This window comes from Spirosoma pomorum, from assembly GCF_054776615.1.
The window spans coordinates 75,800-89,914 of the sequence record NZ_BAAHBP010000041.1 but is presented as its reverse complement, the minus strand read 5'-3'; the positions used below and the strand labels follow the sequence as shown (position 1 = coordinate 89,914).

The following is a 14,115-nucleotide window of genomic DNA, read 5'->3' as shown; positions in this document are numbered from 1 at the left end:
TAGATCTGGAGCGGGGTTTTACGTTACTAGGTTATGCCAGCCAAGACGCTTATCCGAAGGAGAAAGCTTAATCGTTCGGATTGTTGAGTCGATTAAGCAGCATTTTGTTGAAATACTGCTCCGTCTTATACAACTCTGTCAACTGGCCTGGACTGATTACTTTCAGAAATTGGGACATGTATTCCTCATCCAGATCGGCCAGTTTCTGTTTCGTTGCGTTCATCTCACGAAGTCCGTTAACCAACTGGTTGTCGTTCATGCCGGTTCGCGCCGGATCGTTGTTCAATTGCCGGATTCGCCGGTTTAACTCCTGCTTCTTGGCGTTGTATTCGTTGTAAACCGCCCAGAATTGCGGAGCCTGATTCGTCGTCAGGTTAAGCCGGTTCGTGATCAATCCAATCTTTGCGGATTCTATTTTCTGGCGACCTCCTGGGTCGTTCTGCGCACTGGCCATGTGAACGGTCAAGAGCAAACCCAGCGCCATACCCATCCATGCGTGTCTCATTGTCGTAAAAGTTGCCATCTACTAATCAGGAACCTATATTCTGCGTATTAGTTAGGTTCTGTTCCTCAATAAGCCGCTGGATATCTGCCGGGGCTACGTTAAGAAACTGAATCGCCGTAGTATCACTACCAAGCGAGGAGTGAATTTGTTGCATGTCGGCCAGTTCGTACGGGTCAACTCCCTGATCGTCAAGGTAAGCCGCAATGACATCGTCGCTTACGCCCGCCAACGCTTCATCGCCCAGCGATTCCTGCCGCTGCGGTAATGTTTGCCATACCAGAACGGCGATCAGGCTGGCTCCCGCCAGCGAGGCCACCGTCCGTTGCCACGACCAGCTTACGGAAAAAGCTGGTTTCGGTTTCCGCGTCACTCGCTCCTGAACCCGCGAGGGCAACTGGTCAAAGTAACCTTCCGGGACCGTAAATGGCTGTTGCCGAAGCGGATGCTCGGAAGGCAGTTCGTCTAGTCTGAAGGGATTGTTTTCGTTCATAATCTATCGGGCACAAGTCACACTGTTTGCCTTCTTCCTGATTTGACAACTGGAGAAAGCCGGGGTTTAATTGGTTGTGTCTGTTTTCGTTAGATAGTCCTCAATTTTTTTGACCGCAAAGTGATACGAAGCTTTTAAGGCACCCACCGACGTACCGGTAATTTCCGCAATATCTTCGTATTTCATATCATCGAAGTACTTCATGTTGAATACCAGCCGCTGTTTATCGGGCAGTTTTAACAATGCCTTCTGTAACTTAATCTGTACGTCCTCGCCACTGAGTTCGTTGCCGGATGTTACGTAGTCAGCGTTGGTTTCCAGCTTCTCCATCAGCTCGCCTTCTACGTCGCCAATGGGCAGAAAAAAGCGACGACGTTTCTTGTTCAGGAAGTTCAGACACTCGTTGGTCGCAATGCGATATATCCACGTATATAACTGACTATCACCCCGGAACTGTTCCAGACTGTTCCAGACTTTTATGAACGTTTCCTGCACCAGGTCGTCGGCATCATCGTGGTCGATGACCATCTTGCGGATATGCCAGTAAATTTTCTGCTGGTACTTGCGCACCAGCAGATTGAAGGCATAATTCCGGCTCGACGGGTCGCGGTATTTAGTGAGGATTTCTTCGTCAGTCATTGTCAATCAAATGGAACTGGCAATGGGCAGTTCTCGTCTGTCGGCGGGGGACAGTTTGTCCCTGCCGTAATCATGGCGCTATTTTCGTGCCATGACCTTTTTCACCGATTCAACGATTTTGTCGGCCGTCAGGCCGTATTTCTCCATCAGCTGATCAGGAGTACCGCTTTCACCGAACGTATCGTGGACGCCCACCATCTCCAGCGGAGCCGGGTAGTTACGGGCCAGGACCTGCGCTACGCTGTCGCCCAGACCGCCGTTCAGCATGTGTTCTTCGGCTGAAACGGCACAACCCGTTTTCTTCACCGATGCCAGAATCGCTTCTTCGTCTAACGGTTTAATTGTGTGAATATTGATGATGTCGGCTTCAATTCCTTCCGCAGCCAGCATTTCGCCCGCTTTGATGGCTTCCCAAACCAGGTGCCCCGTAGCAAAGATGGATACGGCGGTGCCTTCGTTGATTTGCCACGCTTTTCCGATCTCGAATTTCTGATCGGCAGGCGTAAAGACGGGAATGACCGGACGACCAAAACGCAGATAAACCGGACCTTCGTGCTCGGCAATAGCGAGGGTCGCGGCTTTAGTCTGATTGTAATCGCAGGGATTGATAACGGTCATGTTGGGCAGCATTTTCATCATGCCCAAATCTTCCAGAATCTGGTGCGTTGCGCCATCTTCACCCAGCGTAACACCCGCGTGTGATGCGCAGATTTTTACGTTCTTGTTCGAATAGGCTACTGACTGGCGAATCTGGTCGTATACCCGGCCCGTCGCGAAGTTGGCGAACGTAGTCGCGAAGGGGATAAAACCGCCAATGGTCAGGCCAGCCGATACGCCGATCATGTTGGCTTCGGCGATACCGCACTGCACAAACCGCTCAGCGTTTTCTTTGATAAACGTCTCCAGCTTAAGCGAACCTGCCAGATCGGCCGTCAGGGCGACGACTTTCGGGTTTGAGCGGCCCAGTTCAGCAATGCCCGCGCCGAAGCCCGAGCGTGTGTCTTTCTTCTCTGTGTATTCGAATTTTTTCATGTTTCTTAGTCAGTTCGCCGAAGCGAGGGTTTGCAATTTTGTTAGAAAATAATGGGCACTTGGACAATTCGGATGCGCAGCCGCCCGCTCGATGGAGAAGCCGTGCCGTTGCATATCTCTGGCCAGAAGCACTTTACTTTTTCGATAACGAGCAAATCGTCTGGCTACTCTGCCCATATCGATAATCGTCGTAATCGCATCATCATCGTGCTCTGGCAAATCGATTTCTGCTGTAACGCCAAGAAATGAACTTAGTGCTTGCGAGTCAGCCAGATACCAGTTTTCGAATTCTTTGACTGCTACAATTACTGTTTGATTTGGTGCTGAGTTAATCTGTTGCTTTGTCAGCGTGATACAAGCATCTGCGTCCAAATCAACCAGAACAATGATCCGCTCGGCCCCTCGGTCAAGAAGAATCTTTCGGTGCTTATTTATTCGCTCGGCCTCGTATTCCTTTTTGCCGCCAGCCTGCGTTACGCCAACCAGCTCAAGATTATGCTGAGCAATAAATTGGCGGAAATCTACTGTATCGAGAATGAATGGTTCGGATTCTCCTTCGCAGATGATACCCAGCTTTACCACGGTATACCCCCTCCAAGAGCATTGGAAAGCCACGCTTCGTCCATTGGCAGATCATGCAAATTCATTCCCTTTACCTGTTTGATCTGTGTAGCACCGTCCCGTTTATCAACCAAAACGATCTCTTCCGTAGTCAATTGAGAAACCAGTGATTGCGAGTGCGTATTCAACCAGATGAAATGACCAAACTCTTCGCAGGCGTAGCGACAGAGGTTGACAAACTCAGAAATGACTTTAGGATTGAGACCGTTTTCGGGTTCTTCAATACACAAAAACTGTGGTTGATCACTCTGGTAAATAGCAGTAAGCAAGGCTAAAATGTTGTACGTACCGTCAGAGATTAAGTCTTTTGTGAAGTATCCAGAAGATGAAACTTCAAACCAACGTAGTTCGTCTCTGTCGTCTATCTCCACTGCCTTAAAACTAGGAACGAATAATTCAAGCCACTCAAAAATCTCTTCTTTAAGTATGGAGTTAGTCAAAATCCGCTTTAATACTTTTTCAAGATTTGACGCCGATAAAGACAAACGCCGATCATCGTTAAAAGCTAACTTAACTAAGTTATCTCTTCTAATAAAAATCCGGTAGAAGCTGTTGAAGTATTGCAGATAGGCAGAAGACTTTTTTTGTTGAGGAGTCAGAGTTGTTTCCTCCTCGTTGATTATTTCACCGCTATCATCAAAACTTTCTTCAGAGTAAGAGTAGGATAGGTTGAATTTCTCTAGATCTAACTCATAAGAAAATTTCTTGTCTAAATCTTGCCTTCTCGAGAAATTACCGAAGCCACCAAACAAACCTGTAGCAGTACCGATAGAAGTGCTGTATCGTAAATTCACAAACTCCAAAGCCTCGAAAATATTCGACTTGCCGGAACCGTTGGGGCCGACAAAGACCGTGAACGGATTTGGCTCGATGAGCTCGATCCGTTCTATGGATTTGAAATTTTCGATGACTAAGCGTTGGATCTTCATGACTAACTCGTGGCGTTACGTCTCCTGTCTTACGTCTTGCCTCTTTTTTCTAAAGAACTAATAATCAGAGTACCCTACTGACAGCGGCAACTGATTCATAGCCTGCTGCACTTGCTCGGCATTAGGCGCGACGCCATGCCATTTGTAGTTGCCCACCATATAATCGACGCCGTAACCCATTTCGGTATGCATCAGAATCAGGGTTGGAACGTCGGGATTTTCCTGCGCTTTTTTCAGCGTCCGGATAACGTCGTTCATGTCGTTGCCCTGCATCTCGTCGATGTGCCAGCCAAACGCCCGGTATTTTGCCGCCAGGTCGCGGTTGTCATTGACGTATTCCGTTTTGCCGTCGATCTGCGCGAGGTTGTAATCAATAACGGCGGTCAGGTTGCCCAGCTTTTTGTTGGGGGTAAACTGAGCCGCTTCCCAGACCTGGCCTTCCTGCTGTTCGCCATCGCCCATCAGGACGTAAACGTGTTTGTCGTCACCGTTCAGTTTTTTGGCATAAGCAGCACCAGCGGCTACTGACAAACCTTGCCCCAGCGAACCCGATGCGATCCGAACGCCTGGTAGGTGTTCAGCCGTAGTAGGGTGGCCCTGCAACCGGCTGTCCAGCTTCCGGAATGTAGCGAGTTCCGCAATTGGGAAATAGCCCGCCCGCGCCAGTACAGAGTAGAAAACCGGCGAGATGTGTCCGTTCGAAAGGAAGAAAATGTCTTCGTCGATGCCATCCATGTCGAAAACGGGTTTGCCATCGGCGTCCATTTTGCGACGCATGACGTCAAAATATAGACCTACCAGAAAATCGGTACAGCCTAACGAACCGCCTGGGTGGCCGGAGTTAACGGCGGCTACCATGCGGACGATATCCCGCCGAACGGCGGTTGCAATCTGTTCGAGTTGTTGAATTTCCATAATCAGATCAGGTACGGATGCCTACGTCCGTATCGGGTTACTTCAAGGGTGAGAAAAGCGGATCAGGCTCCGCATTACGTTAGTTTAAAAGCTGTTCAGCGTGCTGCTTAGTATCGATTTTGGTAATAATCTCAGCAATATTACCATTTTCGTCAATGACGAAGGTCGTTCGGACGATGCCCATGAATTTACGGCCGTACATCGATTTTTCCTGCCAGACGCCGTAAGCCGTCACGATCTGCTGATCCGTATCGGCAATCAGTTTAAAGGGGAGGTTATGTTTGCCGATGAATTTCTGGTGCGAGGCCGCATCATCGGTGCTTACACCGAGTACTTCAAACCCCGCCGATTTTAAAGCTTCATAATTATCTCGTAAGCTACAGGCCTGGGCCGTACAACCTGGTGTATCGTCTTTGGGGTAAAAATACAGGACTACTTTTTGGCCCCGAAAGTCAGACAGGCTAATTGGCTGTTCGTTCTGGTCGGTGCTGGTGAAGTTAGGGGCTGGATCGCCAACAGATAAGCTCATAGGAATTGAAAGAAAATTCTCCGGGAATAATACCGATTTGAGAGGATGGATTAACGTCTTCGGCGGCTTTTGGGTGTGGCTTTTTTCTTGACCACGGCCGGCTTCTCACCAATAATTTTACTGGCCGAACCAACGTTGCCAACCCGGTCTTTTACCTGAACCAAAACTTCATCGCCAATTTCGAACGGCGTTTCCGGGTCCAGTTTATCTGACCAGAGTAGCGCACGTTTGTAGTCGTACTGCATCAGCACCCACTCGCCGTTGATAAATGCCCGGAAGTCGGCAATGCCCGACAGGTTATCCCGGATACGGGCCGTTATCCCGGCGGGCGTAGCACTTAGAATCTCAACCGTCGGCGGGGTCGCGTCAGTAATTAACTGAAAACGTCCCAGCGACCGGGTCTTAAATTCAATCCGTCCTTTGTTCCATTTACCGCCCACAAAACTTGGTCGGCCACCACTCACCCAATAGGCTTTGGTGCGCATGGTGTCGATAGCGATGGGGTAGTTGGGCGTATGTTCGATGGTCAGAAAATCATTCAGGGGAATAATCGATTGATTGACTTCCAGACCGCCACCCGGCATGGGACGCATGCTCAGATGCAACGTATCGAACAGCGTTTTGGGGCTAAACTCCAGTCGGTTGCCGCCGTCAGTCACCGTTTCAGCCTTGCCCGGATAAACCTGTTGCTTAAAATACGTCCGCACCGATCGCTGACCAAAAACGATTGAGTCAGGCAGCGCTTTTCGTAAATCCATTAAGTAGACAGCCTGATTATTTTTAGCGTAGCTGGCGGGTAGATCCGTCGACGTGCGACCAACAAAAAGCTTGGCTACGGGCGGATTCGTTGCTGACACATTTTTGACTGTCAGTTTCAGTACATTCTCGTCCGTTATGACCGTCGCTGTCGGTTGCCCGGTAACAGGAGCGGGAGCCGGCGCTACGGTCTCCTCGTCGTCCTCCGAAGCCAGCAGTGAATCGGCCTGTAAGGCTGGCGTTGGTGTCGCAGCTGTTTCGGGCTGGATGGTAAACGTTAATTGAGCCGATTGGTCGAACGCATCAAAAAGGGTTAGCGTAACCTGGTGGGGTTTGCCGTCCAGCAGCGGTAAACGGCCCCGGTAGGCTGCGTTGCTGGGCAGTTTGTACAGATTCAAAATGTTGCCATCGGCAATGTAACCTCGGTGGTAACGCTGGCCGGTAGTCTGCTCGACTTCGTAGTTTTCGTGCAGGTTCATGTACCGGGTCTGCTCATTCGGAAAACTGTTCATGTTGTAGGCAAACACTTCCCGCCCGTCGAGCTTAATTTCCAGACAACTAATCCCATTTCGGTACGGCGAGCCACTGGTTTTGTCATAGGCCAGCACTTCCATACCGATCAGGCCTGACGCCGTAATCGGCTGCGTAATGACATACGTACCGTCGGGCCGGCGCGTCGGGACGAGACTAATCCGTTGGTACTCGCCATTAATCCGGGATGTAGACGTCATCGTCTTCAGGGCTACTCGCTCGAAATAGGGCGGAACCTCGTCTTTAATTTCGGGAAAGCCGTATAGCAGCGGGTTGATCAGATTGTCGTTAGCGTCGCGCACTTCAAAATGCAGGTGCGGACCTCCCGAGCCGCCCGTATTACCCGATGCTGCAACCACGTCCCCTTTTTTTACCGGGAACTGATCAGGTTTGAAACGCAGATCAATCTCGAACGTTTTGCGGGCGTATTGTTGCGCCCGTAGGTACGAGCCAAGCGTGTCGTTCAGTGTTTTCAGGTGACCGTAAACCGTTGTTAGCCCGTTGGGATGCTTGATGAAAATTACGTTGCCGTAACCACCCGTAAACACGGCAATGCGCGACACGTACCCATCCGCGGCCGCGTGAACATCCAGCCCTTCCCGGCCGCCCGTACGAATGTCGATGCCGGCGTGAAAGTGATTGGGCCGGAGATCGCCCATACCCCCCGAAAGCGAGTTGAGGTTACCTGGCATGATGGGAAATAAAAAATAACCGGGTGGTACCATCGAGCCTGCCAGCTTGCTGGACGGAACGACAGGGGTGTTCCCCGGCGACTGAGGTGGTGTACCGGTCTGAGCAAAGGCGAACCCAAGGCTAAGCCAGCCAAGTATCAGACTATAAACTACTAATCGTTTCAAAAGCAATGGATTTGGCGTGATGGAGACGTAACGAATACTGACTATTTTACGTCAACCTCCAGCATTTTTCGGTCTTCGATGTAAGCAGTGAGTCGGTCGCCAATCTGTACGGGGCCGACCCCTTTTGGCGTACCGGTGAACAGAATATCGCCCTGTTGCAGCAGGAAATATTTTGAAACGAACGAGATCAGGTAGTCAATTTTGAACAGCATCAGGCTGGTGTTGCCCAGTTGCCGGGTTTCGCCGTTGAGATCCAGCCTAAAGTTCAGATTCTGTAGATCGGCAAAATCGGTTTTGGGAATAAAACCGGAAATAGGCGCGGAGCCATTGAATCCTTTAGCCAGTTCCCAGGGAAGCCCTTTCGCTTTCAGCTTACTCTGCACGTCACGGGCGGTAAAATCAACCCCGATGCCGATTTCGTCGTAATATTTGTGCGCGAATTTTTCGTCAATGTTCTTACCAACCCGGTTGATCTTTACCAAAACCTCAACTTCGTAATGAATATCGTTCGAGAAGCTGGGGTAAAAAAAAGGCTCATTTTTTAGAGGAATCGCCGTTTCGGGTTTCAGAAAAATGACCGGGTCATCGGGCTGTTCATTGTTAAGTTCCTGAATATGTTCGACGTAATTACGGCCTACGCAAATGATTTTCATATTGGTGAAAGCTGGGAAAGCCTGCGGTCGTGCGAACGATCGTCAGTTTTCCAACTGCTGATTAAACGATTGAGACTGTCGCAAATCTAAGGCTTAAAGACAGCTTGGCAGAACCCGTACGGGAAAATTTAAACAAATTCGAGTCCTTCCGGGTCATCTACAGACAGAAAACCATTCCAGATAAATAAGCAGGAGAAAATGAAAAAAGCACTTATAAGCATGCTGGTCTTGGGCATCGCAATCAGTGGTTGCGAACGAGTCCCGATTACCAATCGTCGGCAACTTACGTTTGTACCGAATGATCAAATGCTGGCCCTGAGCAACACGCAATACAAGCAGTTCATTGACACCAGTACCGTAGTACGTAACAGCGATGCTGAAATGGTAAGACGGGTTGGTATGCGGATTCGGCAGGCCGTGGAAAAATACATGAACGAAAATGGCTATGCCAAACGACTCGAAGGGTTTAGCTGGGAGTATAACCTGGTGCAAAGCCCGCAGGTGAACGCTTGGTGTATGCCTGGAGGCAAGATCGTGGTGTATACGGGAATTCTACCCTACACTAAAAATGAGGCTGGTCTGGCCACGGTAATGGGACACGAAGTATCACATGCCATTGCTGAACACGGGAATGAGCGAATGAGCGAAAGCTTGGTTGCCAACGGGCTGCTTCAGGTAGGTCAGGTTTACGCCGGATCGCAAGCGCAACAAAGCTCAACGACCCGGGCGTTACTGATGCAGGCCGTAGGGGCTTCGCTGCCCGCAGCGTACCAGCTCGGACGGGCGTTGCCACACGGCCGGAATCAAGAGTTGGAGGCCGACCATCTGGGATTGATCTTTATGGCGATGGCAGGGTATGACCCACGGGAAGCTGTGCCGTTCTGGCAGCGTATGGCGCAGGCGGGTGGCGGAAATAAACCCCCCGAGTTTTTATCAACGCACCCTTCGGATCAGCGCCGGATTAACGATCTGCAAAAGCTGATGCCTGAAGCGTTGAAATTTTATGCGAAACGCTAGTCGCTACCTACCCCAATAGTAAAAAGGGAAGCCTCACATGAGGCTTCCCTTTTTACTATTGGGATTATCAAGAAAAATAACGGAATTACAGATTGGCTACCACTTGACGTACTTTCTCGGCTGCTTCTTTCAGCTCAACCGCCGACTGTACTTTCAGGCCTGATTCGTCGATGATCTTAGCACCTTCGGCTGCGTTGGTACCTTGCAGACGAACAATGATCGGAACTGGGATATCACCAATGGCCTTGTAGGCTTCAACGACGCCCGTTGCTACGCGGTCACAACGAACGATACCACCGAAGATATTGATCAGGATAGCTTTTACGTTCGGGTCTTTCAGAATGATCCGGAAACCAGCTTCAACCGTTTTCGCGTTAGCGCCACCTCCTACGTCCAGGAAGTTGGCAGGCTCACCGCCCGACAGTTTGATGATGTCCATCGTAGCCATCGCCAGACCTGCACCATTTACCATACAACCGACGTTACCGTCCAGTTTTACGTAGTTCAGGTCGTTGGCCGATGCTTCTACTTCGAGGGGATCCTCTTCAGCGACGTCGCGCAGACTTGCCAACTCTGGATGACGGTACAAGGCGTTGTCGTCCAGGTTCACTTTTGCATCAACCGCCAGAATTTTGTTGTCCGACGTTTTCAGAACCGGGTTGATCTCGAACATGGCTGCATCGGTTTCAACGTACGCTTTGTAAAGCGAGGTTACGAATTTAACCATCTCTTTGAAGGCTTCGCCTTCCAGGCCCAGTCCGAATGCTACTTTACGTGCCTGGAACGGTTGCAGACCAACGGCCGGATCAATCCATTCCTTAACGATTTTTTCGGGCGTGTTCTCGGCAACTTCTTCAATGTCCATACCGCCTTCGGTGCTGGCCATGATGACGTTGCAGGCTTTAGACCGGTCGAGCAGGATGCTGAGGTACATCTCTTTCGGCTCTGACGCACCAGGGTAGAAAACATCCTGAGCTACCAGAACCTTGTTTACTTTGCGGCCTTCAGGACCCGTCTGGTGGGTAACCAGTACGTTGCCGATCAGGTTTTTGGCAATATCCCGGACTTCATCAACGGATTTGGCCAGGGCAACACCCCGCTGTTCTGAGCCGACAACTTTGCCCTTACCGCGTCCGCCCGCGTGGATTTGTGATTTAACGACCACAAATTTAGACCCAGACTGCGCCATAATCTGTTTGGCGGCTTCTACGGCTTTCTCGGGTGACTCGGCTACAATGCCTTCCTGAATACGTACGCCGTACTTCTTCAGAATTTCTTTACCCTGATACTCGTGTATGTTCATGACAACTGCAACAAGGAGTGTTGGAAATCGTATTTTTGTGGGCAAAGTAAGTGAATTATCTCGGCTTTGTCGTAGCTGAGGAGCACTTTGTCCGATAGTCGATGGTCTTTCGGGCTCCGGCACATCATTATAAATCAATTTACGCTTGTCTCTTCTTAAAACTACCGCCCTGCGCCGGCAATACGGCGAACTACCTGTTCTGAAAGGAATTGATCTGACTGTTGAGCCGGGAGAAGTGGTGTCTATCGTTGGCGCATCGGGAGCCGGGAAGACGACTCTGCTGCAAATTCTGGGAACGCTTGACCGCCCGGATTCCGGCGAACTACACATCGCTGGTGAGAACGTATTTGCCTTGAATGACCGACAACTGGCTCGTTTTCGAAATGAGCAAATCGGGTTTGTTTTTCAATTTAATAATCTACTGCCCGAATTCACGGCGCTGGAAAACGTCTGTTTGCCTGGGTATATCGCGAAGAAGGACGAGAAGGCGGTCCAACAGCGAGCGGAATCGCTCTTAACGACACTTGGTCTTTCGCATCGGTTCGATCATTTACCCTCGCAAATGTCTGGGGGAGAGCAGCAGCGGACAGCTGTGGCGAGAGCGCTCATCAATGAACCGGCTATTGTTTTTGCCGATGAACCCAGCGGAAATCTGGACTCACATAACGCCGAAGAGCTGCATCAACTTTTCTTCCGGCTTCGAGATGAGTTTGGGCAAACATTCATTATCGTTACGCATAATGAAGCGTTGGCTGCCCTAGCGGACCGCACGGTAACTATTCGTGACGGAGTCATAATTTAAGTACAAGTACTCAAAAAAGAGCCAAATGTTTTGAGAATTTAAATTTTTAATGCTCTGTAAATCAGAGTATTAAAAATTTTGAGTAAAAATTTATTTAGGTAGCGAATTAAATTTCAGGATTTTTGTTTTATAATTGTATCGAAAAGAAAAGTTTTTCATAACGTTGAGTAAATCAGAAAGCCAAGAGGGTATCTCGCTTGGCTTTTTTTATTGCCCTTTTTTTAGACTTCTCTACTTAACTAAGGCAGATAGATCCGTAGGTAACGCATTTATAAGTAATAGATTGATAATACTTTCTTCTGGGAGGTACAAAAAAAATACCCGGCCGTTGGACCGGGTATTTTTTGTATGAAGCGTTGGCTTACATCATGCCGCCCATGCCACCGCCGTGCATACCAGCAGCACCGCCACCGGCTGGAGCTTCTTCTGGTTCATCAGCGATCACACATTCGGTCGTCAGCAGCAGACCTGCGATCGACGCTGCGTTTTCCAGCGCCAGACGGGTTACTTTCTTCGGATCGATAACACCAGCAGCGAACAGGTCTTCGAACGTATCGTTTTTGGCGTTGTAGCCAAAACCGCCCTGACCGTCTTTCACTTTGTTCACGATAACCGAACCTTCGCCACCAGCGTTGGCAACGATCGTGCGCAGAGGAGATTCCAGAGCAACACGGATGATGTTAACACCGGTTTTTTCGTCTTCGTTGATCGTGTTAACGTTGTCCAGAGACGAGATCGCCCGGATCAGGGCAATACCACCACCCGTTACGATACCTTCTTCAACGGCAGCACGAGTTGCATGCAGTGCATCGTCAACGCGGTCTTTCTTTTCTTTCATTTCTACTTCGGTAGCAGCACCGATGTAGAGGATAGCTACACCACCCGACAGTTTCGCCAGACGCTCCTGCAGTTTCTCACGGTCGTAATCCGACGTCGTGTTTTCGATCTGCGCTTTGATCTGGTTAACCCGGCCCGTGATGTCTTCTTTCTGACCAACACCGTTAACGATCGTGGTGTTGTCTTTGTCGATCAGGATTTTTTCAGCCTGACCTAAGTAATCGATCGACGCGTTTTCCAGTTTGAAACCGCGCTCTTCGCTGATTACCTGACCGCCGGTCAGGATAGCGATATCTTCCAGCATAGCTTTCCGACGGTCGCCAAAACCAGGAGCTTTCACGGCGGCAACTTTCAGCGCACCCCGGATTTTGTTAACCACCAGCGTAGCCAGTGCTTCACCATCAACATCTTCAGCGATGATCAGCAGGGGACGGCCGGTTTGAGCAACCTGCTCCAGAACGGGCAGCAGCTCTTTCATCGACGATACTTTCTTTTCCGAGATCAGGATAAACGGACGGTCCAGATCAACCTCCATTTTCTCTGTGTTCGTGACGAAGTAAGGCGACAGGTAACCGCGGTCGAACTGCATACCTTCAACGGTTTTAACTTCCGTTTCGGTACCACGAGCTTCTTCAACCGTGATAACACCTTCTTTACCTACTTTCTTCATGGCTTCGGCGATCATGGTGCCGATTTCTTCGTCGTGGTTAGCCGAGATTGTAGCTACCTGCGCGATTTTACCGAAATCATCACCAACGGTTTGTGCCTGTTCAGCCAGATTCGCCGTTACTGCCGAAACTGCCTTTTCAATACCCCGTTTCAGATCCATTGGGTTGGCACCAGCGGCTACGTTTTTCGCACCGATCGAGTAGATCGCCTGCGCCAGAACGGTAGCAGTGGTCGTACCGTCACCAGCTGAATCAGCTGTTTTCGACGCTACTTCTTTTACCAATTGAGCGCCCATGTTTTCCATGGCGTCTTTCAGTTCGATTTCTTTAGCAACCGTTACACCATCTTTGGTGATGGCTGGCGAGCCGAATTTTTTGTCCAGAATTACGTTCCGGCCTTTAGGGCCCAGGGTTACTTTCACCGCGTCGGCCAGGGTGTCAACACCCTTCTTAATACGCTCGCGGGCTTCGGTATCGAAGAAAATTTTCTTAGCCATTGTTCTGTTAATCGTTTTGGATTACAAAAAACGCTGCGTCTCCTAGGGAGCGCAGTTAGAATTAAAGAATTGCGAAAATGTCAGATTCGCGCATGATGAGGTACTCTTTTCCGTCTACGGTGATTTCCGTACCAGCGTATTTGCCGTACAGTACCGTATCGCCCACCTGAACCGTCAGTGGCTCATCTTTCTTACCTGCACCAACGGCTACGACCGTACCGCGCTGGGGTTTTTCCTTTGCCGTATCAGGGATGATGATCCCGAACGAGGTTTTTTCTTCTGCCGGAGCGGCTTCTACCAGCACCCGGTCGGCCAGCGGTTTCACGTTCACTTTAACGCTTTCCGTTTCTGCTACCATGATTGAGAGTTGATTAAGGTTACTATTTTTTGTTTGGTTCGTTACACGACATTCTCCCGTTGCCAATTACTGTGCCAACTGCTGACTCTGTCATAATTACCGATTTTTGGCTGACATTTTGCAGGTCTTTAGCTTAGGAGTACTTCGTGTGGTACGAGACTAGATTTTGCGAATAG

The 14,115-nt window shown here is 49.8% G+C and carries 15 protein-coding genes; 2 read left to right on the top strand and 13 right to left on the bottom strand.

Annotated features, from left to right (window positions below; translation table 11 throughout):
• Nucleotides 1–67: 67 nt before the first annotated feature.
• The 10 genes from ACYVAD_RS25745 to ACYVAD_RS25700 form a co-directional block, all read right to left on the bottom strand.
• Nucleotides 68–505 carry a hypothetical protein gene (locus ACYVAD_RS25745; protein ID WP_461142430.1) on the bottom strand — a complete coding sequence of 146 codons (438 nt, stop codon included), beginning with the start codon at nt 503–505 and terminating at the stop codon, nt 68–70.
• 25 nt (nt 506–530) lie between these two features.
• Entirely contained in the window at nt 531–995 is a 465-nt protein-coding gene (locus tag ACYVAD_RS25740) for a hypothetical protein (RefSeq protein ID WP_461142429.1), read from the bottom strand.
• A 66-nt stretch (nt 996–1,061) separates the two neighbouring features.
• Nucleotides 1,062–1,634 carry an RNA polymerase sigma factor gene (locus tag ACYVAD_RS25735; RefSeq protein WP_461142428.1) on the bottom strand — a complete coding sequence of 191 codons (573 nt, stop codon included), beginning with the start codon at nt 1,632–1,634 and terminating at the stop codon, nt 1,062–1,064.
• A 78-nt stretch (nt 1,635–1,712) separates the two neighbouring features.
• The gene (locus ACYVAD_RS25730) at nt 1,713–2,666 is read right to left on the bottom strand and encodes a transketolase family protein (protein WP_461142427.1); all 954 of its coding nucleotides are present in this window, start codon (nt 2,664–2,666) and stop codon (nt 1,713–1,715) included.
• 9 nt (nt 2,667–2,675) lie between these two features.
• The gene (locus ACYVAD_RS25725) at nt 2,676–3,248 is read right to left on the bottom strand and encodes a DUF4276 family protein (protein ID WP_461142426.1); all 573 of its coding nucleotides are present in this window, start codon (nt 3,246–3,248) and stop codon (nt 2,676–2,678) included.
• Nucleotides 3,242–4,216: an AAA family ATPase gene (locus tag ACYVAD_RS25720; RefSeq protein ID WP_461142425.1), complete on the bottom strand. Its 975-nt coding sequence runs from the start codon at nt 4,214–4,216 to the stop codon at nt 3,242–3,244. The genes ACYVAD_RS25725 and ACYVAD_RS25720 overlap by 7 nt, the downstream gene beginning before the upstream one ends.
• 57 nt (nt 4,217–4,273) lie before the next feature.
• Nucleotides 4,274–5,131, bottom strand: a complete 858-nt coding sequence (locus ACYVAD_RS25715; protein ID WP_461142424.1) for a transketolase — start codon at nt 5,129–5,131, stop codon at nt 4,274–4,276.
• 79 nt (nt 5,132–5,210) lie between these two features.
• Entirely contained in the window at nt 5,211–5,660 is a 450-nt protein-coding gene (bcp, locus tag ACYVAD_RS25710; protein WP_461142423.1) for a thioredoxin-dependent thiol peroxidase, read from the bottom strand.
• A 50-nt stretch (nt 5,661–5,710) separates the two neighbouring features.
• Nucleotides 5,711–7,672 carry a M23 family metallopeptidase gene (locus ACYVAD_RS25705; protein ID WP_461142471.1) on the bottom strand — a complete coding sequence of 654 codons (1,962 nt, stop codon included), beginning with the start codon at nt 7,670–7,672 and terminating at the stop codon, nt 5,711–5,713.
• A 173-nt stretch (nt 7,673–7,845) separates the two neighbouring features.
• The gene (locus ACYVAD_RS25700; protein WP_461142422.1) at nt 7,846–8,457 is read right to left on the bottom strand and encodes a fumarylacetoacetate hydrolase family protein; all 612 of its coding nucleotides are present in this window, start codon (nt 8,455–8,457) and stop codon (nt 7,846–7,848) included.
• Nucleotides 8,458–8,655: 198 nt separating this feature from the next.
• Here ACYVAD_RS25700 and ACYVAD_RS25695 point away from each other — a divergent pair, with 198 nt between their 5' ends.
• The gene (locus ACYVAD_RS25695) at nt 8,656–9,474 is read left to right on the top strand and encodes a M48 family metallopeptidase (RefSeq protein ID WP_461142421.1); all 819 of its coding nucleotides are present in this window, start codon (nt 8,656–8,658) and stop codon (nt 9,472–9,474) included.
• A gap of 85 nt (nt 9,475–9,559) precedes the next feature.
• Here the strand turns inward: ACYVAD_RS25695 and sucC are convergent, their stop codons facing one another.
• Entirely contained in the window at nt 9,560–10,777 is a 1,218-nt protein-coding gene (gene sucC / locus ACYVAD_RS25690; RefSeq protein WP_461142420.1) for an ADP-forming succinate--CoA ligase subunit beta, read from the bottom strand.
• A 145-nt stretch (nt 10,778–10,922) separates the two neighbouring features.
• Here sucC and ACYVAD_RS25685 point away from each other — a divergent pair, with 145 nt between their 5' ends.
• Nucleotides 10,923–11,579 (top strand): ABC transporter ATP-binding protein, encoded by a 657-nt coding sequence (locus tag ACYVAD_RS25685; RefSeq protein ID WP_461142419.1) that lies wholly within the window; start codon nt 10,923–10,925, stop codon nt 11,577–11,579.
• Between the two features lie 361 nt (nt 11,580–11,940).
• Here ACYVAD_RS25685 and groL read toward each other — a convergent pair whose 3' ends face one another.
• Together groL and ACYVAD_RS25675 are read right to left on the bottom strand one after the other, a co-directional pair.
• On the bottom strand, nt 11,941–13,581 hold the full coding sequence (gene groL / locus ACYVAD_RS25680; RefSeq protein ID WP_461142418.1) for a chaperonin GroEL: 1,641 nt from the start codon (nt 13,579–13,581) through the stop codon (nt 11,941–11,943).
• A 61-nt stretch (nt 13,582–13,642) separates the two neighbouring features.
• Complete coding sequence (locus tag ACYVAD_RS25675) at nt 13,643–13,939, bottom strand: co-chaperone GroES (RefSeq protein ID WP_012925587.1); 297 nt, start codon at nt 13,937–13,939, stop codon at nt 13,643–13,645.
• Nucleotides 13,940–14,115: the final 176 nt, after the last annotated feature.

What these genes read in the sequence shown, in the direction of transcription:
- ACYVAD_RS25745 (WP_461142430.1), bottom strand. Translation starts at nt 505, where the DNA reads ATGAGACACGCATGGATGGGTATGGCGCTGGGTTTGCTCTTGACCGTT.
- ACYVAD_RS25740 (WP_461142429.1), bottom strand. Translation starts at nt 995, where the DNA reads ATGAACGAAAACAATCCCTTCAGACTAGACGAACTGCCTTCCGAGCAT.
- ACYVAD_RS25735 (WP_461142428.1), bottom strand. Translation starts at nt 1,634, where the DNA reads ATGACTGACGAAGAAATCCTCACTAAATACCGCGACCCGTCGAGCCGG.
- ACYVAD_RS25730 (WP_461142427.1), bottom strand. Translation starts at nt 2,666, where the DNA reads ATGAAAAAATTCGAATACACAGAGAAGAAAGACACACGCTCGGGCTTC.
- ACYVAD_RS25720 (WP_461142425.1), bottom strand. Translation starts at nt 4,216, where the DNA reads ATGAAGATCCAACGCTTAGTCATCGAAAATTTCAAATCCATAGAACGG.
- ACYVAD_RS25715 (WP_461142424.1), bottom strand. Translation starts at nt 5,131, where the DNA reads ATGGAAATTCAACAACTCGAACAGATTGCAACCGCCGTTCGGCGGGAT.
- bcp (WP_461142423.1), bottom strand. Translation starts at nt 5,660, where the DNA reads ATGAGCTTATCTGTTGGCGATCCAGCCCCTAACTTCACCAGCACCGAC.
- ACYVAD_RS25705 (WP_461142471.1), bottom strand. Translation starts at nt 7,672, where the DNA reads ATGGTACCACCCGGTTATTTTTTATTTCCCATCATGCCAGGTAACCTC.
- ACYVAD_RS25700 (WP_461142422.1), bottom strand. Translation starts at nt 8,457, where the DNA reads ATGAAAATCATTTGCGTAGGCCGTAATTACGTCGAACATATTCAGGAA.
- ACYVAD_RS25695 (WP_461142421.1), top strand. Translation starts at nt 8,656, where the DNA reads ATGAAAAAAGCACTTATAAGCATGCTGGTCTTGGGCATCGCAATCAGT.
- sucC (WP_461142420.1), bottom strand. Translation starts at nt 10,777, where the DNA reads ATGAACATACACGAGTATCAGGGTAAAGAAATTCTGAAGAAGTACGGC.
- groL (WP_461142418.1), bottom strand. Translation starts at nt 13,581, where the DNA reads ATGGCTAAGAAAATTTTCTTCGATACCGAAGCCCGCGAGCGTATTAAG.
- ACYVAD_RS25675 (WP_012925587.1), bottom strand. Translation starts at nt 13,939, where the DNA reads ATGGTAGCAGAAACGGAAAGCGTTAAAGTGAACGTGAAACCGCTGGCC.